The following is a 24,956-nucleotide window of genomic DNA, read 5'->3' as shown; positions in this document are numbered from 1 at the left end:
GCTTACTTGACGGAATGATCATGCGCACTGCTTCCCGTATCCTGTTGCTCGCCTTGCTGGCACCGGCGTTTGCACATGCTGCCGGAGCAAGCTCCGCACCTGCGCAAGGCCAGCAACATGTTGCGCCACCCGGTGTCGGCAACACGCCCGGACAAATGCCGGTGCTGTACGACATCCAGGGCGTCACTTCATGGAGCACGCTGGCCAAGGTCAAGCAGGTGAAGGTAAAGAATCGTATCCTGCCCGAATTCAGCAAGGATATTGCAGCGCTGAACAATCAGGAAATCAAGGTCCAGGGCTTCATGATGCCGCTGGAACCGGGCGAAAAACAAAAGCATTTCCTGATTTCACTCGTACCGCAAAGCTGTAGTTTTTGCCTGCCGGCCGGACCGGAAGGCGTGGTCGAAGTGAAATCGAAAACACCGGTCAAGTACACATTGGAACCCATCATTGTTTCCGGCAAGATGGAAGTCATGAAAGACGATCCCATGGGCTTGTACTATCGGATGAATAACGCAACACTGGCTTCGAATAAATAAGACCCCACGTGAAATCCGTCTTCCCGTCATCTGCCGCAACGACCCGCCGCCTGTGCTTCGCCGCACTGCTGGTAGCGCTCGTCCTGTTTGCGCAGTGGATGGGCTTGCGGCACCGGATAGAACACGCGGATTGGGGCAGCATCCAGCACCATCAAATGGAAGAACGCGGCACTTCAGTGGCTGAACTGGAATACGCAGGCGATAAATCGCACTCCTGTATCCTGTTCGATGGCATGGCGCTGGCCGATAGCGCGCCCCTGCTGCCTTTCTCCCCCGTACTGCAAACCAGCGTACGCGTACTCGCACTGTGGGCGGCCTACATTTCGTGGGATGCCCCCCTCCTCTGTCACTTCTCTTCCCGCGCCCCACCAGCGGTGTAAACGACTTCATCTCCTGCTGCAATCAGACTCGCTCTGGCTTGCACTCGCATTCATTCGTTTTCAAGGAAGTAACATGATCGCCCAACGTACCCTGTTGGCCAGCGCCGTCCTGTCCGCGCTCGCCTCCCTATCCAACTCCGCGCTTGCACAAGAGCAGGAGAAAACCCTACCCGCAGTCGTCGTCACGGCCTCCCCTTTCAGCAATGATGAAGGCGCACAAATCATGGCGCCGGCCAAAGTGCTGTATGGCGATGAATTGCGCGAAAAGCTCGGCAATTCATTAGGCGACACCCTGTCGCAAGAACTCGGCGTTTCGGCTTCGGCTTTCGGCGCCGGAGCTTCGCGCCCGATCATCCGCGGCATGGAAGGCCCACGCGTCAAGATCCTGCAAAACGGCATGTCTGTGATGGATGCCTCGAGCCTGTCGAATGACCACGCGGTGGTAGGCGAATCGGCTACCGCGCGCCAGATTGAAATCCTGCGCGGCCCTTCCGCTTTGCTATACGGTTCAGGTGCAATTGGCGGTGTGGTGAATATCGTCAATGACCGCATCCCGACCATACTCAACAGCAAGCCGACCGGTGAAGCGGAAACCCGCTTTGGCAGCGCAGATAAAATGAAAAACGCATCCTTCTCGGTCGACGGTGCGGCCGGCGCTATCGGCTTGCACGTCGATGGCAATGTGCGCGATGCAGATGACTACAAGATCCCAGGCTATGCCAATCCGAACGATCCGAGCCAGGGTTCAGGCCGCCTGCCCAACTCTTATGCGCGCGCCAACAGCGTGGGCTTTGGTGCGTCTTATATCCAGAGCTGGGGTTATATCGGGGCGTCGGTCGGCGTCGATGACAACCGTTACGGCATTCCGACTGCCGAGAAGTCCTTCATTACGCTGGACCAGACCCGCTACGATATTGGCGGCCTGATCAAGAACCCGTTCGAGAATTTTGAATCCTTCCGCTTCAAGATCGGCCACACCGATTACAAGCACACCGAAAATCTGGAAGACGGCACACCGGCGACCGAATTCAAAAACAAGGCGAGCGAAACCCGTTGGGAACTGACGCATAAGCCACTGGCAGGATGGCGCGGCACCTTTGGCCTGCAAACCGAAAACTCGGAATTCTCGGCCCTGCCGGTGGATGACGATCACGGCCACAGCCACGCTACCGTGCCAGTCACCAAGAGCCAATCGGTCGCAGGCTTCCTGGTCGAAGAGCGTGATTTCGGTCCTTTCCGCGCCAGTGCCGGGGCCCGTATTGAATCCGTCAAACGACGCCCGGATGCGGCTTCCGGCCTGGTCCAGCGTGACTTCAACCTCGGCTCCTATTCGCTGGGCGGCTTATGGACCTTTACCCAGGGCTATGGCCTGGGCCTGACGGCTTCGGTGGCACAGCGTGCACCAGCCATAGAAGAACTGTATTCGAATGGCCCGCATGAATCGACCGCGACCTACGATATCGGCGATGCCAACCTGCGCAAGGAAACCTCACGCAATATCGAACTGAGCCTGCAAAAAACTGAAGGCTTGATGCGCTGGAAAGCCAATGTGTACCAGAACCGCGTCAAGAACTATGTCTATGGCCGCACCGATGGCACCATGGTCGATGACCATGGCAACGCGGACCCTAGCGGTGAATTCCTGCAACGCTTCTGGTCGCAAAACGATGCCACCATACGCGGCATCGAAGCCGAGCTCAGTTACAACCTGCGTGGCAATGGCTTTTCATGGCGCGGCTTTGCCGATACCTCACGCGGCAGCCTGGATGGTGCCGGCAACCTGCCCTTGCAACCGACCACCCGTTTCGGCGCGGAAATTGGTTATCGCGAAGGCAACTGGCGGTCCGGCCTGAAGGTCTTGCATGCAGAGAAACAGGATCGCCTGGCAAGTTTTGAGACCTATGCCGCACCGTCCTATACCCAGGTCGATGCCAATCTGTCTTATACGCAAAACTACAATTCAACGCCTGTCACCTGGTTCGCTATCGCCAAAAACCTGTTGAATGAAGATATCCGCCTGTCGACCTCGGTGTTGCGTGAAGTGGCACCACTGTCCGGCAGGAACCTGATCATTGGCGTACGCACCAGTTTTTAAGTGCTTTTGTATCGCTGAAGCCGGATTTTTGGCTACACTAGAACTCATTTCACCAGTACGCGTGAGATGAGTTCTCGACCTGCCCATATCGGCATATATCGGCAGGTCACTTTGTGTTACCTTTAAGCGGATTTTTTGGCAGCGTCTCGCAGAGGCGTTTTACAACTTGGCGTACTTATTAAAATTGCACGCCATTGCACACCAGGATAGACGTGGGGATTTTCTCGCTATTTGGCAAGAAGGATAAACAGCCGGCACGCAAGCCGACTGAGGCCGAATCTTCGCAAAAGAAACGCGATGAACTTCGCGTTAACGCAAAAAGCGAAAGCGACTACGTGCAGCGCATGGCAGCCCATGCCACTGCAATGAAAATCGATGCCATCGAATCCGAAATGTCATCGGAATTCGTCAAGCCGCTGCCATTCAGCGGCAACACCATGCCGGGGCCACCGAGCCAATTCCTCAACACCAACGTCCGGCCACCGAATACCCAAACCAATAAGGCGCCTGAAACCGCGCCGCAACTCGGCCAGCCGTCGATGCTGCCGGATATCATGGGTGCCAGCACCGCGTTCCTGCTCGGTGCAGAAACCGTCATCGGCCCCGTTGCGATTTCCAAATCGGAAGCGCCACTTGTTATCGAAGAAGCCGCCATCCTGTTTGCCAACGACCAGACCGACCTGATCGAACCGGTACTGCTGAATGCCATCGCCGAAGATGCGCCCGGCGGCACGTTGTTGACGATATGGGGCATGCTGTTTGATCTGTATCAGATCACCGGCCAGCGCAGCCAGTTTGAAAACCTGTCGATAGAATTCGCCAACAAATTCGAAATGTCGCCGCCGACCTGGCGGGTAAGCAATGCCACCGAGGTGAACCAGGCACCTGCCGTACGCAGCAGTACGATCCCGAGTATCGCCTTCTCCGCCAAACTTGATGCCGGCATTATCAAGCAACTGGAACGCATCAAGAACCTGGCCGAGATGAGCCCGGTGATCAAACTGGAATTTGCGCGTGTCACGCAAGTGGATCCGGTCGGTTGCGGCTTGCTGCTGAATATTTTGAAACGGCTGCAAAAATCGGGACACAAGCTGATCCTGGTCGGCGCACCGGAACTGGCCGAAAAAATCCAGGCCATCCTGCAAGTCGGACGCCGCGATGAAACCGAAGCACCATGGCTGCTCTTGCTGGAAGTATTGCGCCTATTGAACCGCGAAGCCGATTTTGAAGAACGCAGCATCGATTATTGCGTGACCTTTGAAGTATCGCCGCCGGCCTTTGTCTCGCCACAAGACAAAGTGACAACCGATAACGAAGAATCCGCGCCGCAGGATGAAACTGCCAGCGACCACTTCGTGATGCCGGTACTGATCGATGCACGCAGCGATTCCCTGGGTCAAAAGATTGCCGCTTATGCACACACGCATAATCCGGTCGTGCTCGACTGCACACAGCTCACACGCATGGATTTCAATGCCGCAGGACGCCTGTTCGGTGATTTAATGCCCTTGATCGCCGGTGGCAAAAGCATAGAGTTGCATAACCCGAATCACTTCATCGTTGCATTGTGTAATGTCATGGGCATGACCGACAGCGTACGCATCGTCCCCCGCAAAAACTGAAACCTGTGCCCGTAAGCGGCACAATTTCGACTTGTAATCGCTCAGGCCGCCCCCACTTTTTCATGAATCTCCGCGCTAGTCGCGATTATTCATAGGCTCAGCACTTCATATCAGAGGCAAGCATGGAACAATTTCACGGCACCACCATTCTGTCAGTGCGTCGCGGCAACATTGTTGCGCTCGGCGGCGATGGCCAGGTAACACTTGGCAATATCGTCATGAAAGGCACTGCGCGCAAGGTGCGCAAGGTTTATAACGGCAAGGTACTGGTCGGCTTTGCCGGCGGCACCGCGGATGCCTTCACACTGCTGGAACGCTTCGAAAGCAAGCTGGAAAAGCACCAGGGCCATTTGATGCGCGCCTCGGTCGAACTGGCCAAGGACTGGCGCACCGACCGCATGCTGCGCCGCCTGGAAGCGATGCTTTTGGTCGCTGACAAAGAAACTACCCTCATCATCACAGGCAATGGCGACGTACTCGAACCCAACGACGGCATAGGTGCCATCGGTTCTGGCGGCACTTATGCGCAATCGGCGGCAAAGGCGCTGCAGGAAAATACCGATTTATCTCCCGCAGACATCGTCAAAAAATCACTGACCATCGCCGGTGAACTCTGCATCTACACCAACCTGTCGCACATCATAGAAACGCTGGATTGATATCCGCCCTGCATAGTTAATACGCACCCTGTAAATTTTGCGAAGAACATCATGAACATGACACCCAAGGAAATCGTTTCAGAGCTCGACAAACACGTAGTCGGACAAGGTCGCGCCAAGCGCGCCGTCGCGATTGCATTGCGTAACCGCTGGCGTCGCCAGCAAGTCGCCGAACCTTTACGCCACGAAATAACACCGAAAAACATCCTGATGATAGGACCGACCGGTGTCGGTAAAACCGAGATCGCACGCCGCCTGGCGAAGCTGGCGGATGCGCCTTTCATCAAAATCGAAGCGACCAAATTTACCGAAGTCGGTTATGTCGGCCGTGACGTCGACACCATCATCCGCGACCTGATCGATATCGGCATCAAGCAAACACGCGAGCTCGAAACACGTAAAGTACGCGCCCGTGCCGAGGACGCAGCGGAAGATCGCATCATTGATATCCTGGTACCACCAGCCCGTGACTTCGGTTTTCACCCGTCATCCAGCTCTGGCTCGGATACCGCGCCGTCCACGGGTAACGCGACGCGCCAGACCTTCCGCAAGCGTTTGCGTGAAGGCACTTTGGACGACACGGAAATTGAAATCGAATTGGCGGAAGCCGGTCCCAGCATGGAAATCATGGCGCCGCCCGGCATGGAAGAAATGACCGAGCAAATCAAATCCATGTTTTCAGGTGTCGGCGGCACGCGCAAGAAAACCCGCAGGATCAAGATCAAGGAAGCGATGAAGCTCCTGATCGAAGAAGAAGCCGGCAAGCTGGTAAACGAAGATGAACTGAAACAAAAGGCCATCACCAATGTCGAGCAAAACGGCATCGTCTTCCTCGATGAAATCGACAAGATCGCCACCCGTTCGGAAAACGGTGGTGCCGATGTCTCACGCGCCGGCGTGCAGCGCGATTTGCTGCCACTGGTCGAAGGCACTACCGTCAATACCAAGTACGGCATGATCAAGACCGATCACATCCTGTTCATCGCGTCCGGCGCCTTCCATCTGGCCAAGCCGTCTGACCTGATCCCGGAACTGCAAGGACGTTTCCCTATCCGCGTCGAACTGGAATCGCTGTCGATCGCAGACTTTGAGCGCATCCTTACCAGCACCGACGCCTGCCTGACCAGGCAATATGAAGCGCTGCTCGGCACCGAAGGCGTGAAGATAGAATTCGCGCCGGATGGCATCAAGCGCATGGCGGAAATCGCCTATTCGGTCAATGAAAAAACCGAAAACATAGGTGCACGTCGCCTGTACACGGTGATGGAGAAATTGCTGGAAGAAATCTCGTTTTCCGCGACCGACGACCCGGACCAGACCCTGGTCATAGATGCCGCCTATGTCGACGAAAGACTGGGCGCGCTGTCAGTGAATGAGGATCTGTCACGTTACGTCTTGTAAGTTCAACACGCGCATGGCAAAAACCATGCGCGTTTTTATATGGCCAATAAAGCACTCGCCAAACGCCAGAAGCTCACGATACGCATAGAGCCTGCGCAAAAAGCGCTGAAACCGCGCAATCACGTCGCGCTCGCCGCCAAGCAGCGTGTCGGCGGCCCGCATCAGAAATCCGTTTCCGGACAGCGACAAGAGTTGAAACGTTTGCTGAAAACCAAGTTATCGGAACCGGAAGAGCAGTAATCCCATCGCAATACCCGACTGAATCAATCGACAATCGGATTGCCGATTGATCCTGCCCGTTTTGTTTGTTATAACAAATGCGGGATGCTCGTTTATCGTTCGTTTAATGTACGCGACAACAGCTAGAGGAGAACATAATGGCTCTACCGCACGCAACATCCGGCCAGTTGATCGACATACGCCCGCTCGGCCCACGTATCTCCGGCGCCGTCTCCAATGCCCTGTTCAAAACCCCGCAGCTTGAATTGATGCGCCTGGTACTGCCACGCGGCAAAGGCATGCCCGAACACGCGGTGCCGGGAGCTGTCACGATCCAATGCCTGGAAGGCTCTATCGAGTTACATGCGCATCAAGCGACGCAAACCCTGCGTGCCGGCGAACTGGTGTACCTGGCCGGTGGCGAGAAGCACTCGCTGCATGCGCTGGAAGACTCGTCGGTGTTGTTGACGCTGCTGTTACAGCATTAAAGCGTGGGGAAACTGCAAGGAACAGCAGCACCGGGCGGCACTGCTTAATGTAGTCGGTGCGTCAGGCGATTTCGTCGCGTGACTCGCGCGACAGCAAACGCTTGACCGTGTCGCGCGGTGATTCGCCATCAAACAATACCGCCGCCACCGCATTCGCAATCGGCATATCCACGCCATGCTGGTTCGCCAGCTGGCGCACCGCTTGCGCACAGCGCACGCCTTCCGCCACATGACCCAGTTCGACCACGATCTGCTCCAGCTTCTTGCCTTGTGCGAGGCCAAGACCAACCTTGCGATTACGTGACAAATCACCGGTACAGGTCAGGATCAAATCACCCATGCCGGCCAGGCCGTTAAACGTTTCCGCACGACCGCCAAGGGCAACGCCGAGGCGGGTAATTTCGGACAGGCCGCGGGTAATCAAGGCTGCACGCGCATTCAATCCCAGGCCCAGGCCGTCGATGATGCCGGTCGCAATCGCCAGGATATTCTTCACTGCGCCACCGACTTCAACGCCTATCAAATCATCGGTCGAATAAATCCGTATCGCCGGACCATGCACCGCCTGCACCACGCGTTCGCGCAAAGCCTCGCTATCGGAAGCAATCGCCAGCGCACACGGCAAACCGCGCGCCACTTCCTGTGCAAACGACGGGCCGGACAAGGCGCCGGCAGGAATCGCATCGCCCAATATTTCATGCACGATCTGATGCGGCAATAAGTTGGTTTTTTCTTCCAGGCCTTTGCACAGCCAGACCAGATTGGGAATGGCATAAGGCTTCAATTGCATTGCCAACGGCCGCAAACCTGCCAGCGATGTAGCAACAATCAGTAAACCATCTGAACCAATATGTGTAATCGCCGCATCCAGGTCCGAGCCAAGCACCAGGCTGTCCGGAAAGCGAAATCCCGGCAGGTAAGCAGCATTTTCACGCGCCTGTTGTGCCACCTGCATGACCGCGGCATCGCGGCCCCACAACACGACCGCATGACGTTCGGCCAGCGACATTGCCAAAGCCGTACCCCATGCGCCCGCACCCAGTATTGAAATATTCATGCGGCGCTTACTCGCCCCACACTTCGCTGGATTTGGCATAACCGGTCTGGCCGTCGCGATGCTTGAGCTTGACCCAGCCGGCGGATGGCGCTGCTGCCAGTTCCAGCAACACGCCTTTATCTGCGGTCGCTACTATGGCCGATGCTTCTTCTGCATTGGTGTGCAATTTGAGATTGGCAACGGTCACGATCACATTGCGTTTCGGGCTGAGTGCCTTTGCCTCTATCCATGCCAAGTCACCCGCCACATCGCGCACCTTGCTCCAGCCCGCCTGCGTCAGCACGACTTCGACCGGCATGCCGCGCGGCGCGACAAATACCTTGCGGCCTTTTTCGGTCGGTGCGTTGTACAGGACAGCGGGATTATTGCCTACCGATTTGTATTCAACCGCATGCGCGGCACTTGCGCCCAGCATGGTCAGCAATAAAACAGGAATAAGCGGGGCAGACCTTTTCATAAATCACCTTCGGAAGTGTCTGAGGCGCGGCAGGCGCGTTCGGCAACGCGCACTGCAGGCAGTTTGAAAAACTTAGTGTCTTGCTGCCGAACCATCTGCCATCACGATACCGGAGCTGTTGTCAGCTTGCTGCTGCGCCAGCGCTTCCAGGCGCTGCTGGTAAAACACTTCAAAATTGATTTCGCTCAGGTGTACAGGCGGGAAGCCGGCACGGGTAATCGCGTCAGCGATGTTCGCGCGCAGGTAAGGGTAAATCACGTTCGGGCAACCGATGCCGAGCAATGGATCGAGTTGTTCGTCAGGGATGTTGCGGATTTCGAAAATACCGGCTTGCTTGCCTTCAACCAGGAATGCGATCTTGTCAGCGATTTTTGCGGTGACGGTAATCGTGACGGTCGATTCGAAAATGCCTTCAGCCAGCGGTTGCGCGCCTACATCTACGGCGACTTCGATATTTGGCTGTTCCTGTTCCAGGAAGATGGCTGGGGAATTCGGTTGTTCGAGCGACAGATCTTTCAGGTAAACACGTTGGATCTGGAATAAAGGTTGCAGATTTTCGTCAGCCATGAAGCACTTTCAATAAGATTATATAAAGAGGGGGGAAACGCCCCCTCCTGCTTACTTGCAAATAAAAGAATTTATACGCTTACGCGCTTTGCAGCAAGGCATCCAGCTTACCTTGGCGTTCCAGCGCGTTCAAATCGTCAAAACCGCCTACATGGGTTTCGCCGACATAAATCTGCGGCACGGTGCGACGACCGGTTTTTTCCATCATCGCCACCCGTTGGGCCGGATCGAGGTCGATCCGGATTTTTTCGATATTGGCGATACCCTTGGCCGTCAACAGGCGCTCTGCCATTGTGCAATATGGGCAGACGCCGGTGCTATACATCACTACATGCGCAGTCATAAATTGTCCTTTTTACTTGGTAACCGGCAGACCTTGCGATTGCCAAGCATCCAGCCCACCGAGTAAACTAGTGGCTTCGGTAAAGCCCTCTTTCTTCAAAAGTGCGGTTGCTTTGTTCGATTGCAAGCCCTTGCTGCAGACGACGATCACCGGGCGAGCCTTGAATTTTTCCAATTCAGCCACGCGGCCTTTCAATTCTTTCAATGGGATGTTTTTCGCGTCACGGATGTGGCCGGCAGCATAATCGGCGGCAGGACGCACGTCGAGAATCAGTGTTTTTCCCTGGTTAATGATCTGGGTTGCTTGCAAAGCAGTAACTTTGGCACCAACACGTTGCAGGGTATGTGCGACCAGCGCGCCACCGGAAAGGATGACGATGCCGATGAGGAAAATGTTATCAAGGAAGAATTTCACAGTGATCCAATTAGTTGAAAGAGTGTTCGCATTATAAAATAGAAGACCGAATACAATTCGGATTCGGCATTTTGCATCAAAAAACCATTAATTATCTAATTGAACCATGTACAAAATCGTATTGATGCGCCACGGCGAGTCCACATGGAACCTCGATAACCGCTTCACCGGCTGGGCCGATGTCGACTTGACGGAAAAAGGTCGCAACGAAGCCAAACATGCCGGCGAATTGCTGCGTGAAGCAGGCTTTACGTTTGATCTGGCTTATTCCTCCGTGCTCAAACGTGCGATCCGCACCCTCTGGATTGCGCTCGACGAGATGGATTTGATGTGGATACCGGTCGTTTGCGACTGGCATCTGAACGAACGTCATTACGGTGCACTGCAAGGCATGAACAAGGCCGAAACAGCTGAAAAGTACGGTGCCGACCAGGTTTTGCAATGGCGTCGCAGCTACGACATCCCGCCCAAACATCTGGCGGAAGACGATCCCCGCACCATGTTTGACGATCCGCGCTACGCCCATTTGCAACGATCAGAAATCCCGCTGGGCGAATGCCTGAAAGACACCTTGCTGCGCGTAGAACCGTACTGGAACAACACCATCGTGCCTTCGATACGCGCCGGCAAACAAATCATCATTTCAGCGCACGGCAACAGCCTGCGCGCGTTGATCAAGATCCTGGACGATATCAGCGATCAGGACATCGTCTCGCTCAGTATTCCGAATGGTCGTCCTATCGTCTATGAACTGGATGAAAACCTGAAACCGATACGGCATTACTACCTTGGCGACCAGGAATCACTGCAAGCAGCTGTCCAGGCCGCCGCCAGCCACGGTCAAAGCAAGTAAGCGCAGTGCCAATTTCATTGCCAACACGCACTAATAGCAAGTCCGCCATGCCCGTCCGCCCGCTCCTTCCAGGCCGCACGGGCATGCGCGTTTTCGCCGCCATCACCGCGCTGGCGCTCACTTTCGGCGTAATGAGCCCGGCTCACGCACAAAAAGCGACCGATCGCAGCAAGCAAAAAAAGGTCGCCGAAACCGAACGCGCCGACCTGCGGCAAAAGCTCAATACGCTCAAACGCAGCATAGACAAGACAGAAACTGCCAAAAGCTATGCCGCCGATGCGCTTGCCAAATCGGAAGAAGCCATCTCCGACGCCAAGCGTAACCTGAACGACCTGGCGCAGGAACAAAGGCAAACCGAAGCCAAACTCGGCGACTTATCCAAACAGCAAGCCGCCCTCAAGAAAGTCGTCGAAGCCCAGCAAGAACAATTGGCCAAGCTGCTGCGTGAACAATATGTCGCCGGCAATGAAGACCGCATCAAGCTGCTGTTGTCAGGTGATAACCCGAACCGCATCAACCGCGAGCTGCAATACATGGGCTATGTGTCACGCGCGCAGGCGACGCTGATTGAATCGCTGCGCGCCAACCTGGCGGCAATCGAGGAAAACCAGGCCGAAGTACAGAATGCCAAGCTGGAACTGGATGAAATCGCCGGCGAAGCACGCGAACAGCACGCCATCCTGCAAAAGGAAAAGGCCCAGCGTTCGGCCCTGCTGGCCCAGCTTTCCAGCAAACTGGCCGCGCAACGCAAGGAAGTCGGCAATATCGAACGGGACGAGCGCCGCCTCTCCAGCCTGGTCGACAAGCTGGCGGTGCTGATCCAGGAACAACGCAAGGCCGAAGCCGAAGCCGCTGAAAAGCGGCGCCAGGAGCGCATCGCCCGCGCCCAGGCCGAACGCGAAAAACGCCTGGCGCAAGCCAAAACCCGCAATACGCCAGATCGTGCCGCCAATGGCAAAATCAGCAATCCAGACGCAATTGAAGATGACGAACCACCCAGCAAATCACTGGCGCGTAATGAACTCACACCTGACGCCAGCGTCCAAGATGGAGCGTTTGCCGCTTTGCGCGGGCGTTTACGGCTGCCGGTGCGGGGTGACCTGATCGCCAAATTTGGCAGCAAACGGGGCGAAGGCCCGAACTGGAAAGGCTTGTTCATCCGTGCCGAAGAAGGCAGCGAAGTCAAAGCCGTGGCTGCCGGCCGTGTGGTTTTTGCCGAATGGCTGCGCGGATTTGGCAATTTGATCATTGTTGACCATGGCAGCCAGTACATGACGATTTACGGCAATAATCAATCCGTGCTAAAACATGCAGGCGACACCGTCAAATCGGGCGATGTGATTGCCAGCACAGGTAATAGCGGCGGCAATGAGCAATCAGGTTTATACTTTGAAATGCGGCACCAAGGCCGCGCGTTTGACCCGCTCAGTTGGGTAACTATTAGGTGAACATGGGAACGAAACTCAAGAATATCGGACTGGTCGGTTTAGGCATGGTTGCCGGCGTGATCGCGATGGGGACACAATTGGACGCGATGGCGCAAAAAAATGCCGCCGGCACGCCCTTGCCTCTGGAAGAATTACGCCAATTGTCCGAAGTATTCGGGCTCATTAAATCAGATTACGTAGAACCGGTCGACGACAAGAAACTGTTGACCGAAGCCATTTCCGGCATGGTGTCATCGCTGGATCCGCACTCTGCCTACCTCGACAAGAAAGCCTTCAAGGAATTGCGTGAAGGTACGCAAGGCAAGTTTGTCGGCCTCGGCATCGAAGTCGGGATGGAAGACGGCTACGTCAAAGTCATTTCCCCGATCGAAGATTCCCCTGCTTACCGCGCCGGCATCAAGGCAGGTGACCTGATCACACGCCTGGATTCGACCCCGGTCAAAGGCATGACGCTGGACGAAGCCGTCAAGCGCATGCGCGGCGAACCAAACACCAAGATCACGCTGACCATCGCGCGCAAGGATGAAGACAAACCTATCATCGTCGCGATCACGCGCCAGGAAATCCGCGTGCAAAGCGTGAAAGCAAAAGTCGTTGAACCGGGTTATGCATGGTTGCGCGTCTCGCAATTCCAGGAGCCGACCATCGATGACATGGTCAAGAAAATTGCAGCCCTGTATGCACAGGACCCTAACCTGAAAGGTTTGGTACTCGACCTGCGCAATGATCCGGGCGGCGTCTTGCCGGGCGCAATCGGCGTTTCCGCAGCTTTCCTGCCGAAGGATGTGGTCGTCACATCCACCAACGGCCAGTTGCCAAGCTCGAAGGAAACCTATTACGCACGCCGCGAATTCTATGCCAGCCGTTCAGTTGGTGATCCACTCGCCAAACTGCCGGAAGCATTGAAAAAAATCCCTATGGTGGTACTGGTCAACTCCGGTTCGGCGTCCGCGTCTGAAATCGTGGCCGGCGCACTGCAGGATCACAAGCGCGCCACCATCATGGGCACCCAGACCTTCGGTAAAGGCTCGGTACAAACCATACGCCAGTTGTCTGCCGATACCGCAGTCAAACTGACGACCGCACGTTACTACACACCGAGCGGCCGTTCGATCCAGGCCAAAGGCATCGTGCCGGATCTGATGGTGGATGAAACCGCCGATGGCGACGGCTTGAACGGCCTGCGCCTGCGCGAAGCAGACTTGCAAAAGCATTTGACCAATGACAAAGACAAAGGCCCTGAAGTCCATGCCGCAGTCGATGAACTGGAAGAAGAGCAACGCCTGGCTGCACTCGAGAAAAAACGCAAACCACTGGAATTCGGCAGCAAGGATGACTTCCAGTTGACGCAAGCGCTGAACCACTTGAAAGGTTTGCCTGTCGTCCTGTCGAAAGCGAAACCTGAGCCGAAAAAAGAAGAACCCGGCATCAATAAACCGAAGACAGAACCAAAACCGGAACCTAAAGCAGAACCGAAAAACGGCGACAAAAAATAGTCGTGACCGCTAACAAAAAAGGCCGCAGCGATGCGGCTTTTTTTGATTGTCACCGGCCTTTTTTGCATCACCCAGCCTGATGGATTATTTATGAACGACCAGCAACTCCTGCGCTATTCACGCCACATCCTGCTCGATGAAATCGATATCGAAGGGCAGGAAAAACTGTTGGCGGCACATGTGCTCATCATCGGTGCCGGCGGCCTCGGCTCGCCTGCCGCTTTCTACCTGGCTTCGGCCGGTGTCGGCACCATCACGCTGGTTGATGACGATACGGTCGACCTGACCAATTTGCAGCGCCAGATCCTGCACACGACCCAGCGCGTAGGACTATCCAAGGCTGCTTCCGGCAAACAGACGCTGGAAGAAATCAATCCGACCATCAAGGTAGTCGCACTGCAGGAACGCGTCTCCGGCGCCCGCCTCGATGAGTTGGTGCGTAATGCAACCGTGGTACTGGATTGCTGCGATAACTTCGCCACCCGCCACGCCGTCAACCGTGCTTGCGTCGCCAATCGCGTACCGCTGGTATCCGGCGCGGCGATCAAGTTTGACGGACAGATCAGTGTATTCGATCAACGCGACGCACAAGCGCCCTGCTACTCTTGCCTGTTCCCGGAAGACCAGGAATTTGAAGATGTGAATTGCGGCACCATGGGTGTATTCGCACCGCTGGTCGGGATAGTCGGCAGCACGCAGGCGGCCGAAGCGCTAAAGCTGATCGTCGGCATCGGCCAGTCACTGGCCGGACGTTTGCTCATGCTGGATGCGCGGACTATGGAATGGAGCAGCATCAAGGTCAAACGCAATGCGAAATGCGTAGTGTGCGGACAGGCTCACTAGCCCAACTGTTCGTACATGCCGGTAATCCGGTCCATGGTTTCGAGGATGCGTTCGCTGCTGGTTGCCACATTGGTAGCGAAACGCATTTTACTATCGCTGCTGATGGCATTGCTCTTCAAGGCCTGGTCGAAGAAAAACCATTGCTGCTGCGCCAGCATGATGTCCTGCCTGATCTGCAAGGTATTTTTGGGCGAAGCGGAAAGCTCCGCCATCGCCGCCAGAAACTCATCGCGCGCTTTCACCAGATGTGCCAATGCTTCGGATGAAGCGACACCCCAATTGATCGCCTGGTAAAACTTCGCCATCCGCTGCGATAACATGCGTTGACGACCGGCGATATTGACGAGGTGACCCACCGCTGTGTCGGATATCTTTTCCAGTTGCAGCGTCGACGCATGTGCCAGCGCCAGCACCTCGTCACTGAGCCGCATGACAGCCTTCGCATCGGACTGGTTCGGCGCCTTATCCAGCAAGACGCTTTTGTAAGCCGCCCAGGTCTTTTTCAAGCTGGCCAGTGTCGCCTTGTTTTCGGCATTCGGAGCAAATGCTTCCAGCTCACCCAACTGCTTTTCAAACAGGGCCAGCGAGGCATTGAATATTTTTTGTGAACGCGGCATATCGATGTCCTGCCCGACTTGCAAATAACATTTGGCCAGGCGTTGCGATAACATGCGCTGGCGACCGGATTTATTGATTGCATCGTTAATATGCGCAATCCGCGCCTCGGCTTGCGCGGGGTACATCAACCATACGGGGCTTGCCAGCAGGCTGGCACAGAGGAAGTGGCGCCGGTTCATTGTTATTCCTTATTATCGTCAGGCGGGTGCATAGCGCGTCGCATATGCGCAGACAGCTACCCTTTCCATGGTGCAAAAGCTATGCCAAGTGACAACTGAAAACACCCCTCCGGCGCCACCCAAACTAGTGCGCAATCCTGTGATTCAGCTCTGAAATTGCCGCTCATGCACCAAGTAGGGCCAGCGACACCCCTAATCGGCCTTTACATAACTTTACGGCTCACTAGCGAACCCGCAACAGTGGCCTCCTAAAGTATCAACATGCCTGCACCACACAGCAGGCACCATTGATAGACAAAGGAGCTTTACATGAACAAGCAAACCCCACGCATTGCTGCCATACCAGCTGCCGGTCGTGCACGTCGCCTGATGATGGTCGGCGCTACCGCCGCCATCGTCAGCGCATTCTCCATCATAGGCGTCAGCCATGCACAGGAAGGCCAGGCACCGCAAGCCACCCAACAGAAACAAGGCGGCCCACACGGACAAATGAATCCGGAGCGCGCAGAGAAACGCTTCGACCACATGCTCAAACGCGTGGTACCGGATGCCACTCCGGAGCAAAAAACCAAACTCGGCGCGATCGCCAAGTCTGCGTTCAATGACCTGCGTCCATTGATGGAGCAAAACCGTGCAGCGCATGAGCAAGGTTTGAAACTGCTGGCACAACCGACCATTGATCGCAAAGCTCTGGAACAAGTACGCCAGACCGAGCAAAAACTGGCTGATCAACGTTCGCGCCGTATGACACAGGCATTTGCTGATGCAGCAGAAGTCCTGACCCCGGCCCAACGCGTGAAAGCAGTCGAACAACTAAGCAAGCACCGCGGTGGTTTCGGTCATCGTTTCGGTCACGGCCCACGCCATGATCGCGACCAGGCACCGAAGGCACCGGCACCAGCCGCCCAATAAAGCAGCTACACCATGTGAGCGCGCCCGCAACCATAAAATTGGCTGCGGGCGCAGTTCATAGCGGTACACTAGCCATATGACACAACGCCTACTCATGATAGAAGACGACCAGCGCCTAGCCAGCATGGTCGCCACTTACCTGAACCAGAACGGGTTCGAGGTCACGCATAGCGGTACTGCAAGCGAGGGCCTGCAGCAATTGCAGCAGGCTGCCGCGACGCAAGCCTACTCTATCGTGCTGCTCGACCTGATGCTGCCGGATGCGGACGGCCTCGACGTTTGCCGCCAGATCCGCGGCCAGGCACAACCGCTGGCTTCGATGCCCATCGTCATGCTGACCGCCAAGGGCGATCCGATGGATCGTGTGGTCGGCCTGGAACTGGGTGCCGATGATTACATTCCCAAACCGTTTGAACCGCGTGAATTACTGGCGCGGCTGCGGGCTGTATTGCGACGCCAGCAAGGCGTTGCCAGCAATAATGAGCGCGTCCTGCGTTTCGGCCGCCTCGAAATCGATCTCGATGCGCGCGTGATACGCCTCGATGACCAGGAAAAACCGGTCACCTCATATCAATTCAATTTACTGGCCGCAATGGCGGATCGCGCCGGCCGCGTCTTGTCGCGCGAACAGTTGATGGACGTGGTCAAGGGTGAACCGCTGGAAGCCTTCGATCGTTCCATCGACGTGCATATCGGTCGTTTGCGTGCCGCGATAGAAGATGACCCCAAACAGCCGAAGCGCATCATCACCGTACGCGGCGCCGGCTATGTATTTGCAAAGGCGCAGGATGTCTGACACCGCAACACGCGGGCGTTTCAGCTGGTCGCACCGGCTCTACATCCGCATTTACCTGGCGATGCTGATCAGCCTGACGATCGCGGGCATCCTGTTCGCCACCGCCTGGCGCATCAATACCGAATCGCGCCAGATCGGCCCCAGCCTGGAATCGTTTGCCGCGATTGCGGCAGACGTCTTGCCGCCGGCCGATGCCAGCAATGAAGAACAACAGGAAGCATTGAACCGCTGGCGTCAGCGTATGCGCGCCGATCTCACGCTGTACTCCGCCAAACGCGAAAAAATCGCGTCGATCGGCCGTGAACTGCCTCCACTGGATGAAACCCAGGTCAGCAGCGGCTGGCTGGGTGGCGGACCACCGGTATTCGCCGTCAAATTGCCGGATGATCGCTGGCTGGTCGGCCAGCATCCGGGCCGGCGCAAACCACCGTTCAGTTTCTTTACCACACTGGTGATCATCGGCCTCGCAATGGGTATCGGTGCTTATCCTATCGTGCGCCGCCTGACGCGCCGCCTCGAACGCCTGCAAACCAGTGTGGAAGCATTGGGTGCCGGCCAGCTTTCGACCCGCATCAAGGTCGAAGGAAAAGATGAAGTCGGCCGCCTCGCCACCAGTTTCAATCGCTCTGCCGCACGCATCGAAGCACTGGTCGATGCGCAAAAAGCCTTGCTGGCGAATGCCTCGCATGAATTGCGTTCACCGCTGGCACGCATACGCATGGCGGTTGAATTGATGGCGGCCGATGCACAACCGGAAATGCGCAATGAACTCAAACGCAATATTGGCGAACTGGATCAACTGATCGATGAAATCCTGCTGGCCAGCCGCCTCGATGCGACGGCCGATACGGTGCAGGTATTTGAACCCATAGATTTAACTGCGCTGGTCGCCGAAGAATGTGCACGCACTGACGCCCAACTCGAAACCCAGTCGGTAGAAATTCCCGGCGATGCCCGCCTGCTGCGTCGCATGGTACGCAACCTGCTGGAAAACGCCCGGCGTTATGGCAATGGCACGGCCATCGATGTGAGCCTGGAAAAAGTCGCGAACAAGGTGGTCTTGCAAGTCTGCGATGGCGGTCCCGGGGTTCCTGTGGCGGAACGTGAAAACATCTTTGCGCCATTCTATCGACTACCGGGGGCCAGCGAGCGTGAAGGCGGCGTCGGCCTCGGCCTGAGCCTGGTACAACAGATCGCCCGTGCGCATGGCGGCGAAGTTGTGTGTACCGGACGCGAAGGCGGTGGCAGCTGCTTCAAGGTGACACTGCCGGTCTGATTATCGGTTCAACTATTCCAGACGATCACAGCCGGCACCATCCCGCGCAATGCATTGCAGACATAAATTTGTTCGGCATTGCGCGCGTCATCCAGCGTCAGGATTTTTTCTTGCGCATCCCATACCGGATCTTCCAGCACGACCGCGCGCATCACACCCGGCAACAAACCGCTGGTGAGCGGTGGCGTGTACCACTGACCCTGCAATTTTACGAACAAGGTACTGCGGCCACCTTCAGTCACCTCGCCCTGCGTATTGCAAAACAGTTGGTCGAAAGCCCCTTGCTGTTCCGCCGCGCGCCATGCCGCGTCATAGACCGTACGTATCGTGCTTTTGTGACGCAGGAAAAGATCATTCGCATCCATCGCCTGCCCTGCCAACAGTAACTTGACCGGCTCGACCAATGCAGTCAGCGCCGCCGTCTGTATCGTATGGCTGCCGTCCTGCCTCAACGCAAAGCGCAATCTGTACCCAAGCTCATCCGGCAAAGCCGCACAAATTGCATCAAGTACCGTGCGGATCTTTTGCTCATCAAAGGTAAAGTTGAAATAAGCGGCGGATAAAGCCAGCCGCTGCAAATGCCGATCCAGATGGCGACACCCATACACGCGCGTCGCATGCATGGTTTCAAACAATTCAAATTCAGCCTGCATATCAATCAGGAAGCGCGCCTTGAGACGGCATTCTTCATATTCATCCAGCGCGACGCTGTCATATACGATGCCGGCACCGACGCCCATCTCGCCCTTGCGTATGCCGTCGCGATTTTGTGCTTGCAACTGTAAAGTACGGATCGGCACCGACAGGCAGAAGTTGCCCAGTGCTTGCCCTGCTTGCGGCGGGTCGAAGTAACCAATGGCTCCGGTGTACAAGCCACGTGGATTAGACTCCAGTTCACGGATGATTTGCATCGTCCTGTGCTTGGGCGCACCGGTGATCGAACCGCAGGGATACAACGCAGCGAAGATCTCGGGCAAACCCGCTGATTCATGCAACTGTGCATGCACGGTAGACGTCATCTGCAGCACGCTGCTGTAACGCTGCACATCAAACAGCTTATCGACCTTGACCGAGCCCGTCCTGGCAACCCGACCGAGGTCGTTGCGCAAGAGGTCGACGATCATCAGGTTCTCGGCACGGTTTTTGGTATCGGCAGCCAATGCATCCGCCGCCCCCTGGTCCAGTTGCGCATCACCGCTGGCCGCAGCCGTGCCTTTCATTGGACGCACAGTCAGCACACCATCGTCGTGACGCACGAATAACTCCGGCGACAAAGACAATACGGCACGTCCATCCGGCAAACCGAGCAAAGCGCCATACGGCACCGGCTGGCGTTCACGCAAGCGACGGTACAGCGCATGTACGGGACCATAGGCATCGAAGCGCAGCCGATAAGTGTAGTTCACCTGGTAGGTGTCACCCGCCGCGATATAAGCCTGTATGCGCGCAAGCGCCGCACAGAATCCGGCTTCGTCGGTATCCGCCGCTACCTGCGCAATACCGGCGGCTGCAGATGAGTCCTGTGCCTGCAGCCATGCCTGCACCTGCGACGAAGACAGGTGTTCGCAACGTTCGAATAAAAGGATTTCAGCCACAGCCTGACCGCCGGCATGCGCGTCTATCCCATGCATATCGGCGCCCAGCTCGTAAGCAAACAGGCCGACCGCGAATTTTCCCTGCTGCAAAGCCTGCTGCATCTCCTGCAATAAAGCCGGCAGTTGCACCGCCTGTCGACACGCCAACACACCGATATGGCCGGTATACAGGCGTGAACGTGCATCTGCTGCGCTGGCGTCGATATCGTCGAGCAAGGCAAAGCAGCTGCTACTGGTGGAATCTGCAGGGGTAAACAAAGACATAGGTCAGGCAAGGAATGCGAAGCAAGTCGCTATTGTACGACCAAGCGCGCCCGAATATTTTCAGGCGTGCCGGGCGGCATTCCGTCAGTGTTTGGAAAGATTGCCGGCGGCAGGCGCCAGCGAGTCCGTGGTATGCCAGCCTCAGGCCAGCAATATCGCTATTTGCGCCGATGCATGCTCGGACGGACTTTGTTTGAAACCAGTTTTGGCATAACGTTGCCAATGCCCGAGCACCGCATTGGCAATCAGGTTGGCACGCACCGCCACATCCGATTCATTTGCCTGCCCTTGCGTCGCAGCGATGCGCAGCGATTGCTTGAACGCCAGCTCGATACGGTCTATGAATTGATTCATGCGCGTTTGCAGGCGCTCATCTTCATTGACCAATGCATCACCTATCATCACGCGCGTCATGCCGGGATTGCGCTCGGCGAAGTTAAGCAACATAAGGATCATTGCCTGTACCTGCGACAAGCCGTTTTCCTGCTGCTCGGTGATTTTATTGATCAGGCCGAATACCGTCGATTCAATGAATTCGATCAGGCCCTCGAACATTTGCGCCTTGCTGGCGAAATGCCGGTACAGCGCAGCTTCCGACACATCGAGCCGTGCCGCCAGTGCTGCGGTGGTGATTTTCTCCCCTTTCGGCTGCTCCAGCATAGTCGCCAATGTCTGGAGTATCTGCAGCTTGCGTTCACCTGGTTTTGTAGTTGCCATAATAATTTTTATATGTAGGTTAGCAATCTAAAACTCATACTGCGGATAGCAGTGACTCAACTCGCCGCTAGCGCAATCGGTGCAACTGCCTGAATAGTTGCCCTACGGATTTTACTTTGACATCGACATAAATTGGGCGTTTTGTGCAGCCGACTGTTGCGCGATAGCCAGTCAGCGCCTGCTTGTTGGAATCGGCGGCCAGGTACTGCGTCACCCAGGCCGTGCCCATACCCAGCTCCTTGGCCCCCTTCAGGTGGCTCACGGTATCCTCCACCAGTACACAACGCTGCGCACTGATGCCTTCCCGCGCCAGCAATTTACGCAGCATTTGCTTCGATGGCTTGGGCCTCAGGCGACCATGTACGCGCATCGCTTCTATCGGCATGTGTTTGGCAAAATGCCGATGCAGGCCGAGGTGGCGTAATACGTCACGTGAATAACGGCGTGGTGCATTCGTCAGCAATATCTTGCGTCCTGGCAGGCGACGCAGCAGGCGCGCCAACCCGCGCTCGGCGCGTATCATGGTCGGCAGATCGTCAAAACGATGCGCTTCGCGCAAGAAATCCTCAGGCCTGACCTGGTGATGATTTACCATACCGAGCAAAGTCGCACCATAACGCTGCCAATAGGCGACGCGCGCGGCATTGACCGCCGCCTCATCCGAAACCAGACCCCTCTGCTGCAAGACCTGGGCGATATAGATGTTCATATTGTGATGAATCGCGGGGAAGATTGCATGCGAGGCATTGTGCAGCGTGTTATCCAGGTCGAACAGCCAGGTCAGCTTGGGCATCGTTTATATTCTTGTCGGGTATTCAAAACATTAAGGGAGTTGCATGCGTCGTACCATCGTTTTTGCCTTTACCGTACTCGTGGGCCTGTTCACGGGCAGCACACAGGCCGACACCTCATCAGGACCCGCCACCGCCGCACAAAAAGCAACGCAACAAACCGGCGCCCCACAGCGTGGCACCCTGTATCGCGTCGCCTATCGCGGCAATACCAGTTATCTGTTCGGTACGGTACATGTCGGCAAGACTGCATTTTACCCACTCGAGCCGCAAGTCACACAAGCGCTGACAGCGGCGAAGAAACTGGTCATCGAAGTTGACATCCGTAACACCGGGGCCATGCGTCAGGCCATTATGCGCCATGGCCTCTACCCGGACGGACAAACCATTAACCAGCATCTGTCGGCCGATGCCACCGCCCAGTTGCGCCAGGCCCTGCGCCGCAGCGGCACGCCATTTGAAAGCATCGTACGGATGAAACCGTGGATGGTCGCCAATCTGCTACTGGTGCAAGAAATGGCGCGCAATGGCTTCCCGACCGAGCAGGGAATAGAGCTGCACTTCCTCGCCATCGCCGAAAAACAAAAGAAAAAAGTACAGGAACTGGAAACGGCAGACTACCAACTTTCACTCTTCGATAGCATGAGCGATGCAGAACAGGAAGCATACCTGGTCGAAAACCTGCACGAACTGGCCAGCGGAGAGGCGATGAAGAAAGCACTGGCGTTGATCAATGCATGGCAAATCGCCGACGCGAAGGCACTGGATGCCGCCCTGCTTGAAATGCAAAAAGGGGAAAACGCCTCGGACCGCTTCCTGCAAAAAGTCTTGCTCGATCAGCGCAATCCAAATATGGCGAAACAAGTAGAAGCCTTGTTGAAAACCGATAAAAACAGCTTTGTGGCGGTTGGCGCGCTACATCTGCTCGGCGACAAGGGCGTACCCAGCCTGCTGCAACAACGCGGTTACCAGGTGCAAAAGCTCTATTAACCCCGCCACCTCAGGCTCTCCGGGCTGGCCTTAGGCCCGGAAAAGTTGTCATAAATAACTTTATTTGCGGAATTCATTTTCCCGTGGCAACATGCATTCAGGAAATCTCCGCAAAGAAAAAGACGCAGAATCTGGCGCCTCGCTATTCCCGGATAGTTACATCGATTTCAACACTACACTCAAGAATAAGCACCGACCCCGCACCAAACTGATGTTGCCTCCCGAAGGAATGTCTGATGAACACTATGCGATTGTTCGAATGGTTGGCCGTACATATCCGTGCGATACGGATAGCCATGGTACCCATCCTTATCGCAATGGTTTGCGGTGTGTATTCATTGGTTTACATCACCGGCGGCATTAAATTCGTTTATTCCCATTCAATGTATTTGCCCATCATGCTGGCGGGCTTTGTATTCGGTATGCGGGGCGGCCTGGTAGTAGGCCTGATAGGCGGTATTGTGCTGGGTCCTTTCATGCCGATCGACGTCAGCACCGGCGAACAACAGGCAATGCTCAACTGGCTATACCGCACCGGCTTCTTCATGCTGGTTGGATTTTCCTGCGGCGGCGCCAGCGATAGCGTCAGGTCTTATCTGCGGCACCTGAAATGGATCGCGCGCCATGACCTGGCCACCCAGTTACCGAACCGCAGTGCCCTGCTCGATGCGCTGGCCGAATTACCGAAAGTAAAAAGCAACGCCAACCTGCACGTACTCGTCGTGGTCTCGTTGCAGAATGCAATGGAATTAAAATCGGCCTTTGGTTTCGACGTGATCGAAGAAGTAATACGCCAATCTGCGGCACGCTATACCAATATTTTGCAGGACAAAGTACAGGTCTATCGCATCGACCCAGAGCAGTTAGGCATCCTGATCAAGAATCGGGATGCCCAAACAATCAACCTACTGCTCGCGGACTTGGTCAGGGGTGCGCGCCAACCATATCAATTCAACGCCATACCTATCCATGCCGACTCCCGCCTCGGCTACGCCACCTTCGGCAAAGTCATACAATCGCCCGAGTTTTACCTGCAAAGAGCGGAATCCGCACTGATTTCCGCCGACGAAGATGCACTGGATTGCGTGGCCTACAGCCCGGAAACCAGCAACTTTGCGAAAGAAAACCTCTCCATCCTCGGCAACCTGATGAGCGCCATCAAGGAAGGCCAGCTCTCGTTGCACTATCAGCCGAAGATCTGCATCCGTACCGGCGAAGTGCACAGCGTCGAAGCATTGATGCGCTGGAATCATCCGGAGCGCGGCAATATCCCGCCGGCCATTTTCATTCCGCGCGCCGAACAAAGTACGCTCATCAACCTGATTACCGAATTCGCGCTGGAACAGGCAATGAAGCAGATTGTCCTGTGGCGCCAGCAAGGCATACACCTGCCGATAGCGGTCAATATCTCGCCGCGCAATCTGCTGCAACCGGGCTTCTCCGACCTCGTACTATCGCTCTTGCAACGCTATGACGTCAGCGGCCAGTCACTGGAACTGGAAGTGACCGAAGGCGCTTTGATGACCGATATCGCGCGCACCATTGTCGAATTGAGTCGCCTGGCAGAAGCCAAGATCACGATCTCCATCGATGACTTTGGTACCGGTTATTCATCGCTGCAATATTTGCATCAACTGCCTATCTCATTGATCAAGATCGATCAATCCTTCGTGCGCCGCCTGCCCGACGATAAAGGTGCCGTGCATATTGTTGAAGCCGCCGTCACGCTGGCGCACAAGATGGGTATGCAAACTATCGCCGAAGGCGTGGAAGAACAAAGCGCGTATAGATTGCTGTCTGATTTGGGCTGCGATATTGCACAGGGCTATATGATTTCGCGCCCGCTGCCGGCAGCAGAATTCGAGAAATGGCATGCACAGTACCAGGCTGAGAACCTGTCGCTGCCGGCATAGATGAAATACGACATCAGCTTCCCG

Annotated in this window: 26 protein-coding genes; 17 read left to right on the top strand and 9 right to left on the bottom strand. The window is 55.9% G+C overall.

Annotated elements, in window-relative coordinates; all coding sequences use genetic code 11:
* The first annotated feature begins 20 nt into the window (after window positions 1-20).
* From ACFQPC_RS14510 to ACFQPC_RS14475, 8 genes are all read left to right on the top strand, one after another.
* Entirely contained in the window at window positions 21-539 is a 519-nt protein-coding gene (locus ACFQPC_RS14510; RefSeq protein WP_382272581.1) for a DUF3299 domain-containing protein, read from the top strand.
* A gap of 8 nt (window positions 540-547) precedes the next feature.
* Entirely contained in the window at window positions 548-919 is a 372-nt protein-coding gene (locus tag ACFQPC_RS14505; RefSeq protein WP_382272580.1) for a hypothetical protein, read from the top strand.
* Window positions 920-992: 73 nt separating this feature from the next.
* A complete protein-coding gene (locus ACFQPC_RS14500; protein WP_382272579.1) occupies window positions 993-3,014 on the top strand; it encodes a TonB-dependent receptor in 2,022 nt (673 codons plus the stop codon).
* Between the two features lie 212 nt (window positions 3,015-3,226).
* Window positions 3,227-4,636 carry a hypothetical protein gene (locus tag ACFQPC_RS14495; RefSeq protein WP_382272578.1) on the top strand — a complete coding sequence of 470 codons (1,410 nt, stop codon included), beginning with the start codon at window positions 3,227-3,229 and terminating at the stop codon, window positions 4,634-4,636.
* Window positions 4,637-4,758: 122 nt separating this feature from the next.
* Window positions 4,759-5,295, top strand: a complete 537-nt coding sequence (gene hslV, locus ACFQPC_RS14490) for an ATP-dependent protease subunit HslV (protein ID WP_175624801.1) — start codon at window positions 4,759-4,761, stop codon at window positions 5,293-5,295.
* A 51-nt stretch (window positions 5,296-5,346) separates the two neighbouring features.
* On the top strand, window positions 5,347-6,696 hold the full coding sequence (hslU, locus tag ACFQPC_RS14485) for an ATP-dependent protease ATPase subunit HslU (RefSeq protein WP_382272577.1): 1,350 nt from the start codon (window positions 5,347-5,349) through the stop codon (window positions 6,694-6,696).
* Between the two features lie 39 nt (window positions 6,697-6,735).
* Window positions 6,736-6,936, top strand: a complete 201-nt coding sequence (locus ACFQPC_RS14480; RefSeq protein WP_382272576.1) for a hypothetical protein — start codon at window positions 6,736-6,738, stop codon at window positions 6,934-6,936.
* 137 nt (window positions 6,937-7,073) lie between these two features.
* On the top strand, window positions 7,074-7,403 hold the full coding sequence (locus tag ACFQPC_RS14475; protein ID WP_382272575.1) for a cupin domain-containing protein: 330 nt from the start codon (window positions 7,074-7,076) through the stop codon (window positions 7,401-7,403).
* 61 nt (window positions 7,404-7,464) lie between these two features.
* Here ACFQPC_RS14475 and ACFQPC_RS14470 read toward each other — a convergent pair whose 3' ends face one another.
* The 5 genes from ACFQPC_RS14470 to ACFQPC_RS14450 all read right to left on the bottom strand — a co-directional run bounded on the left by ACFQPC_RS14470 (window position 7,465) and on the right by ACFQPC_RS14450 (window position 10,241).
* On the bottom strand, window positions 7,465-8,460 hold the full coding sequence (locus ACFQPC_RS14470) for an NAD(P)H-dependent glycerol-3-phosphate dehydrogenase (RefSeq protein WP_382272574.1): 996 nt from the start codon (window positions 8,458-8,460) through the stop codon (window positions 7,465-7,467).
* 7 nt (window positions 8,461-8,467) lie between these two features.
* Complete coding sequence (locus ACFQPC_RS14465; RefSeq protein ID WP_382272573.1) at window positions 8,468-8,917, bottom strand: SH3 domain-containing protein; 450 nt, start codon at window positions 8,915-8,917, stop codon at window positions 8,468-8,470.
* Between the two features lie 72 nt (window positions 8,918-8,989).
* A complete protein-coding gene (gene secB / locus ACFQPC_RS14460; protein ID WP_382272572.1) occupies window positions 8,990-9,484 on the bottom strand; it encodes a protein-export chaperone SecB in 495 nt (164 codons plus the stop codon).
* A 79-nt stretch (window positions 9,485-9,563) separates the two neighbouring features.
* Window positions 9,564-9,827, bottom strand: a complete 264-nt coding sequence (gene grxC, locus ACFQPC_RS14455) for a glutaredoxin 3 (protein WP_382272571.1) — start codon at window positions 9,825-9,827, stop codon at window positions 9,564-9,566.
* A 12-nt stretch (window positions 9,828-9,839) separates the two neighbouring features.
* Window positions 9,840-10,241, bottom strand: a complete 402-nt coding sequence (locus ACFQPC_RS14450) for a rhodanese-like domain-containing protein (RefSeq protein ID WP_382272570.1) — start codon at window positions 10,239-10,241, stop codon at window positions 9,840-9,842.
* Window positions 10,242-10,347: 106 nt separating this feature from the next.
* Here ACFQPC_RS14450 and gpmA point away from each other — a divergent pair, with 106 nt between their 5' ends.
* The 4 genes from gpmA (at window position 10,348) to ACFQPC_RS14430 (ending at window position 14,881) form a co-directional block, all read left to right on the top strand.
* Window positions 10,348-11,094, top strand: a complete 747-nt coding sequence (gpmA, locus tag ACFQPC_RS14445; RefSeq protein ID WP_382272569.1) for a 2,3-diphosphoglycerate-dependent phosphoglycerate mutase — start codon at window positions 10,348-10,350, stop codon at window positions 11,092-11,094.
* An 83-nt stretch (window positions 11,095-11,177) separates the two neighbouring features.
* Window positions 11,178-12,542 carry a murein hydrolase activator EnvC family protein gene (locus ACFQPC_RS14440; RefSeq protein ID WP_382272568.1) on the top strand — a complete coding sequence of 455 codons (1,365 nt, stop codon included), beginning with the start codon at window positions 11,178-11,180 and terminating at the stop codon, window positions 12,540-12,542.
* A gap of 2 nt (window positions 12,543-12,544) precedes the next feature.
* The gene (locus ACFQPC_RS14435) at window positions 12,545-14,038 is read left to right on the top strand and encodes a S41 family peptidase (RefSeq protein ID WP_382272567.1); all 1,494 of its coding nucleotides are present in this window, start codon (window positions 12,545-12,547) and stop codon (window positions 14,036-14,038) included.
* Between the two features lie 90 nt (window positions 14,039-14,128).
* The gene (locus ACFQPC_RS14430; RefSeq protein WP_382272566.1) at window positions 14,129-14,881 is read left to right on the top strand and encodes a HesA/MoeB/ThiF family protein; all 753 of its coding nucleotides are present in this window, start codon (window positions 14,129-14,131) and stop codon (window positions 14,879-14,881) included.
* On the opposite strand, the gene ACFQPC_RS14425 is transcribed toward ACFQPC_RS14430, so the two are convergent.
* Window positions 14,878-15,678, bottom strand: a complete 801-nt coding sequence (locus ACFQPC_RS14425; RefSeq protein ID WP_382272565.1) for a type IV pili methyl-accepting chemotaxis transducer N-terminal domain-containing protein — start codon at window positions 15,676-15,678, stop codon at window positions 14,878-14,880. The two genes, ACFQPC_RS14430 and ACFQPC_RS14425, sit on opposite strands and share 4 nt — an antisense overlap.
* Window positions 15,679-15,987: 309 nt before the next feature.
* On the opposite strand from ACFQPC_RS14425, the gene ACFQPC_RS14420 reads away from it, so the two are divergent.
* From ACFQPC_RS14420 to ACFQPC_RS14410, 3 genes are all read left to right on the top strand, one after another.
* Complete coding sequence (locus tag ACFQPC_RS14420; protein ID WP_382272564.1) at window positions 15,988-16,590, top strand: Spy/CpxP family protein refolding chaperone; 603 nt, start codon at window positions 15,988-15,990, stop codon at window positions 16,588-16,590.
* A 76-nt stretch (window positions 16,591-16,666) separates the two neighbouring features.
* Window positions 16,667-17,386: a response regulator gene (locus tag ACFQPC_RS14415; RefSeq protein WP_465261806.1), complete on the top strand. Its 720-nt coding sequence runs from the start codon at window positions 16,667-16,669 to the stop codon at window positions 17,384-17,386.
* The gene (locus ACFQPC_RS14410) at window positions 17,379-18,662 is read left to right on the top strand and encodes a HAMP domain-containing sensor histidine kinase (protein ID WP_382272563.1); all 1,284 of its coding nucleotides are present in this window, start codon (window positions 17,379-17,381) and stop codon (window positions 18,660-18,662) included. The genes ACFQPC_RS14415 and ACFQPC_RS14410 overlap by 8 nt, the downstream gene beginning before the upstream one ends.
* 8 nt (window positions 18,663-18,670) lie before the next feature.
* On the opposite strand, the gene pabB is transcribed toward ACFQPC_RS14410, so the two are convergent.
* From pabB to ACFQPC_RS14395, 3 genes are all read right to left on the bottom strand, one after another.
* The gene (gene pabB / locus ACFQPC_RS14405) at window positions 18,671-20,521 is read right to left on the bottom strand and encodes an aminodeoxychorismate synthase component I (RefSeq protein ID WP_382272562.1); all 1,851 of its coding nucleotides are present in this window, start codon (window positions 20,519-20,521) and stop codon (window positions 18,671-18,673) included.
* A 141-nt stretch (window positions 20,522-20,662) separates the two neighbouring features.
* Window positions 20,663-21,238: a nucleoid occlusion factor SlmA gene (gene slmA, locus ACFQPC_RS14400; protein ID WP_382272561.1), complete on the bottom strand. Its 576-nt coding sequence runs from the start codon at window positions 21,236-21,238 to the stop codon at window positions 20,663-20,665.
* Window positions 21,239-21,305: 67 nt separating this feature from the next.
* Window positions 21,306-22,031, bottom strand: a complete 726-nt coding sequence (locus tag ACFQPC_RS14395) for a pyrimidine 5'-nucleotidase (protein ID WP_382272560.1) — start codon at window positions 22,029-22,031, stop codon at window positions 21,306-21,308.
* 43 nt (window positions 22,032-22,074) lie between these two features.
* On the opposite strand from ACFQPC_RS14395, the gene ACFQPC_RS14390 reads away from it, so the two are divergent.
* Both ACFQPC_RS14390 and ACFQPC_RS14385 read left to right on the top strand, forming a co-directional pair.
* Window positions 22,075-23,019, top strand: coding sequence for a TraB/GumN family protein (locus ACFQPC_RS14390; protein WP_382272559.1), 945 nt, complete (start codon window positions 22,075-22,077; stop codon window positions 23,017-23,019).
* 236 nt (window positions 23,020-23,255) lie between these two features.
* Window positions 23,256-24,932 carry a putative bifunctional diguanylate cyclase/phosphodiesterase gene (locus ACFQPC_RS14385; protein ID WP_382272558.1) on the top strand — a complete coding sequence of 559 codons (1,677 nt, stop codon included), beginning with the start codon at window positions 23,256-23,258 and terminating at the stop codon, window positions 24,930-24,932.
* The last annotated feature ends 24 nt before the right edge of the window (window positions 24,933-24,956 follow it).

The sequence above is a fragment of the Herminiimonas glaciei genome, assembly GCF_042664955.1.
Lineage (GTDB): Bacteria > Pseudomonadota > Gammaproteobacteria > Burkholderiales > Burkholderiaceae_D > Oxalicibacterium > Oxalicibacterium glaciei.
The sequence above is the reverse complement of the archived record's forward strand: the minus strand, read 5'-3'. Positions and strand labels throughout refer to the sequence as shown.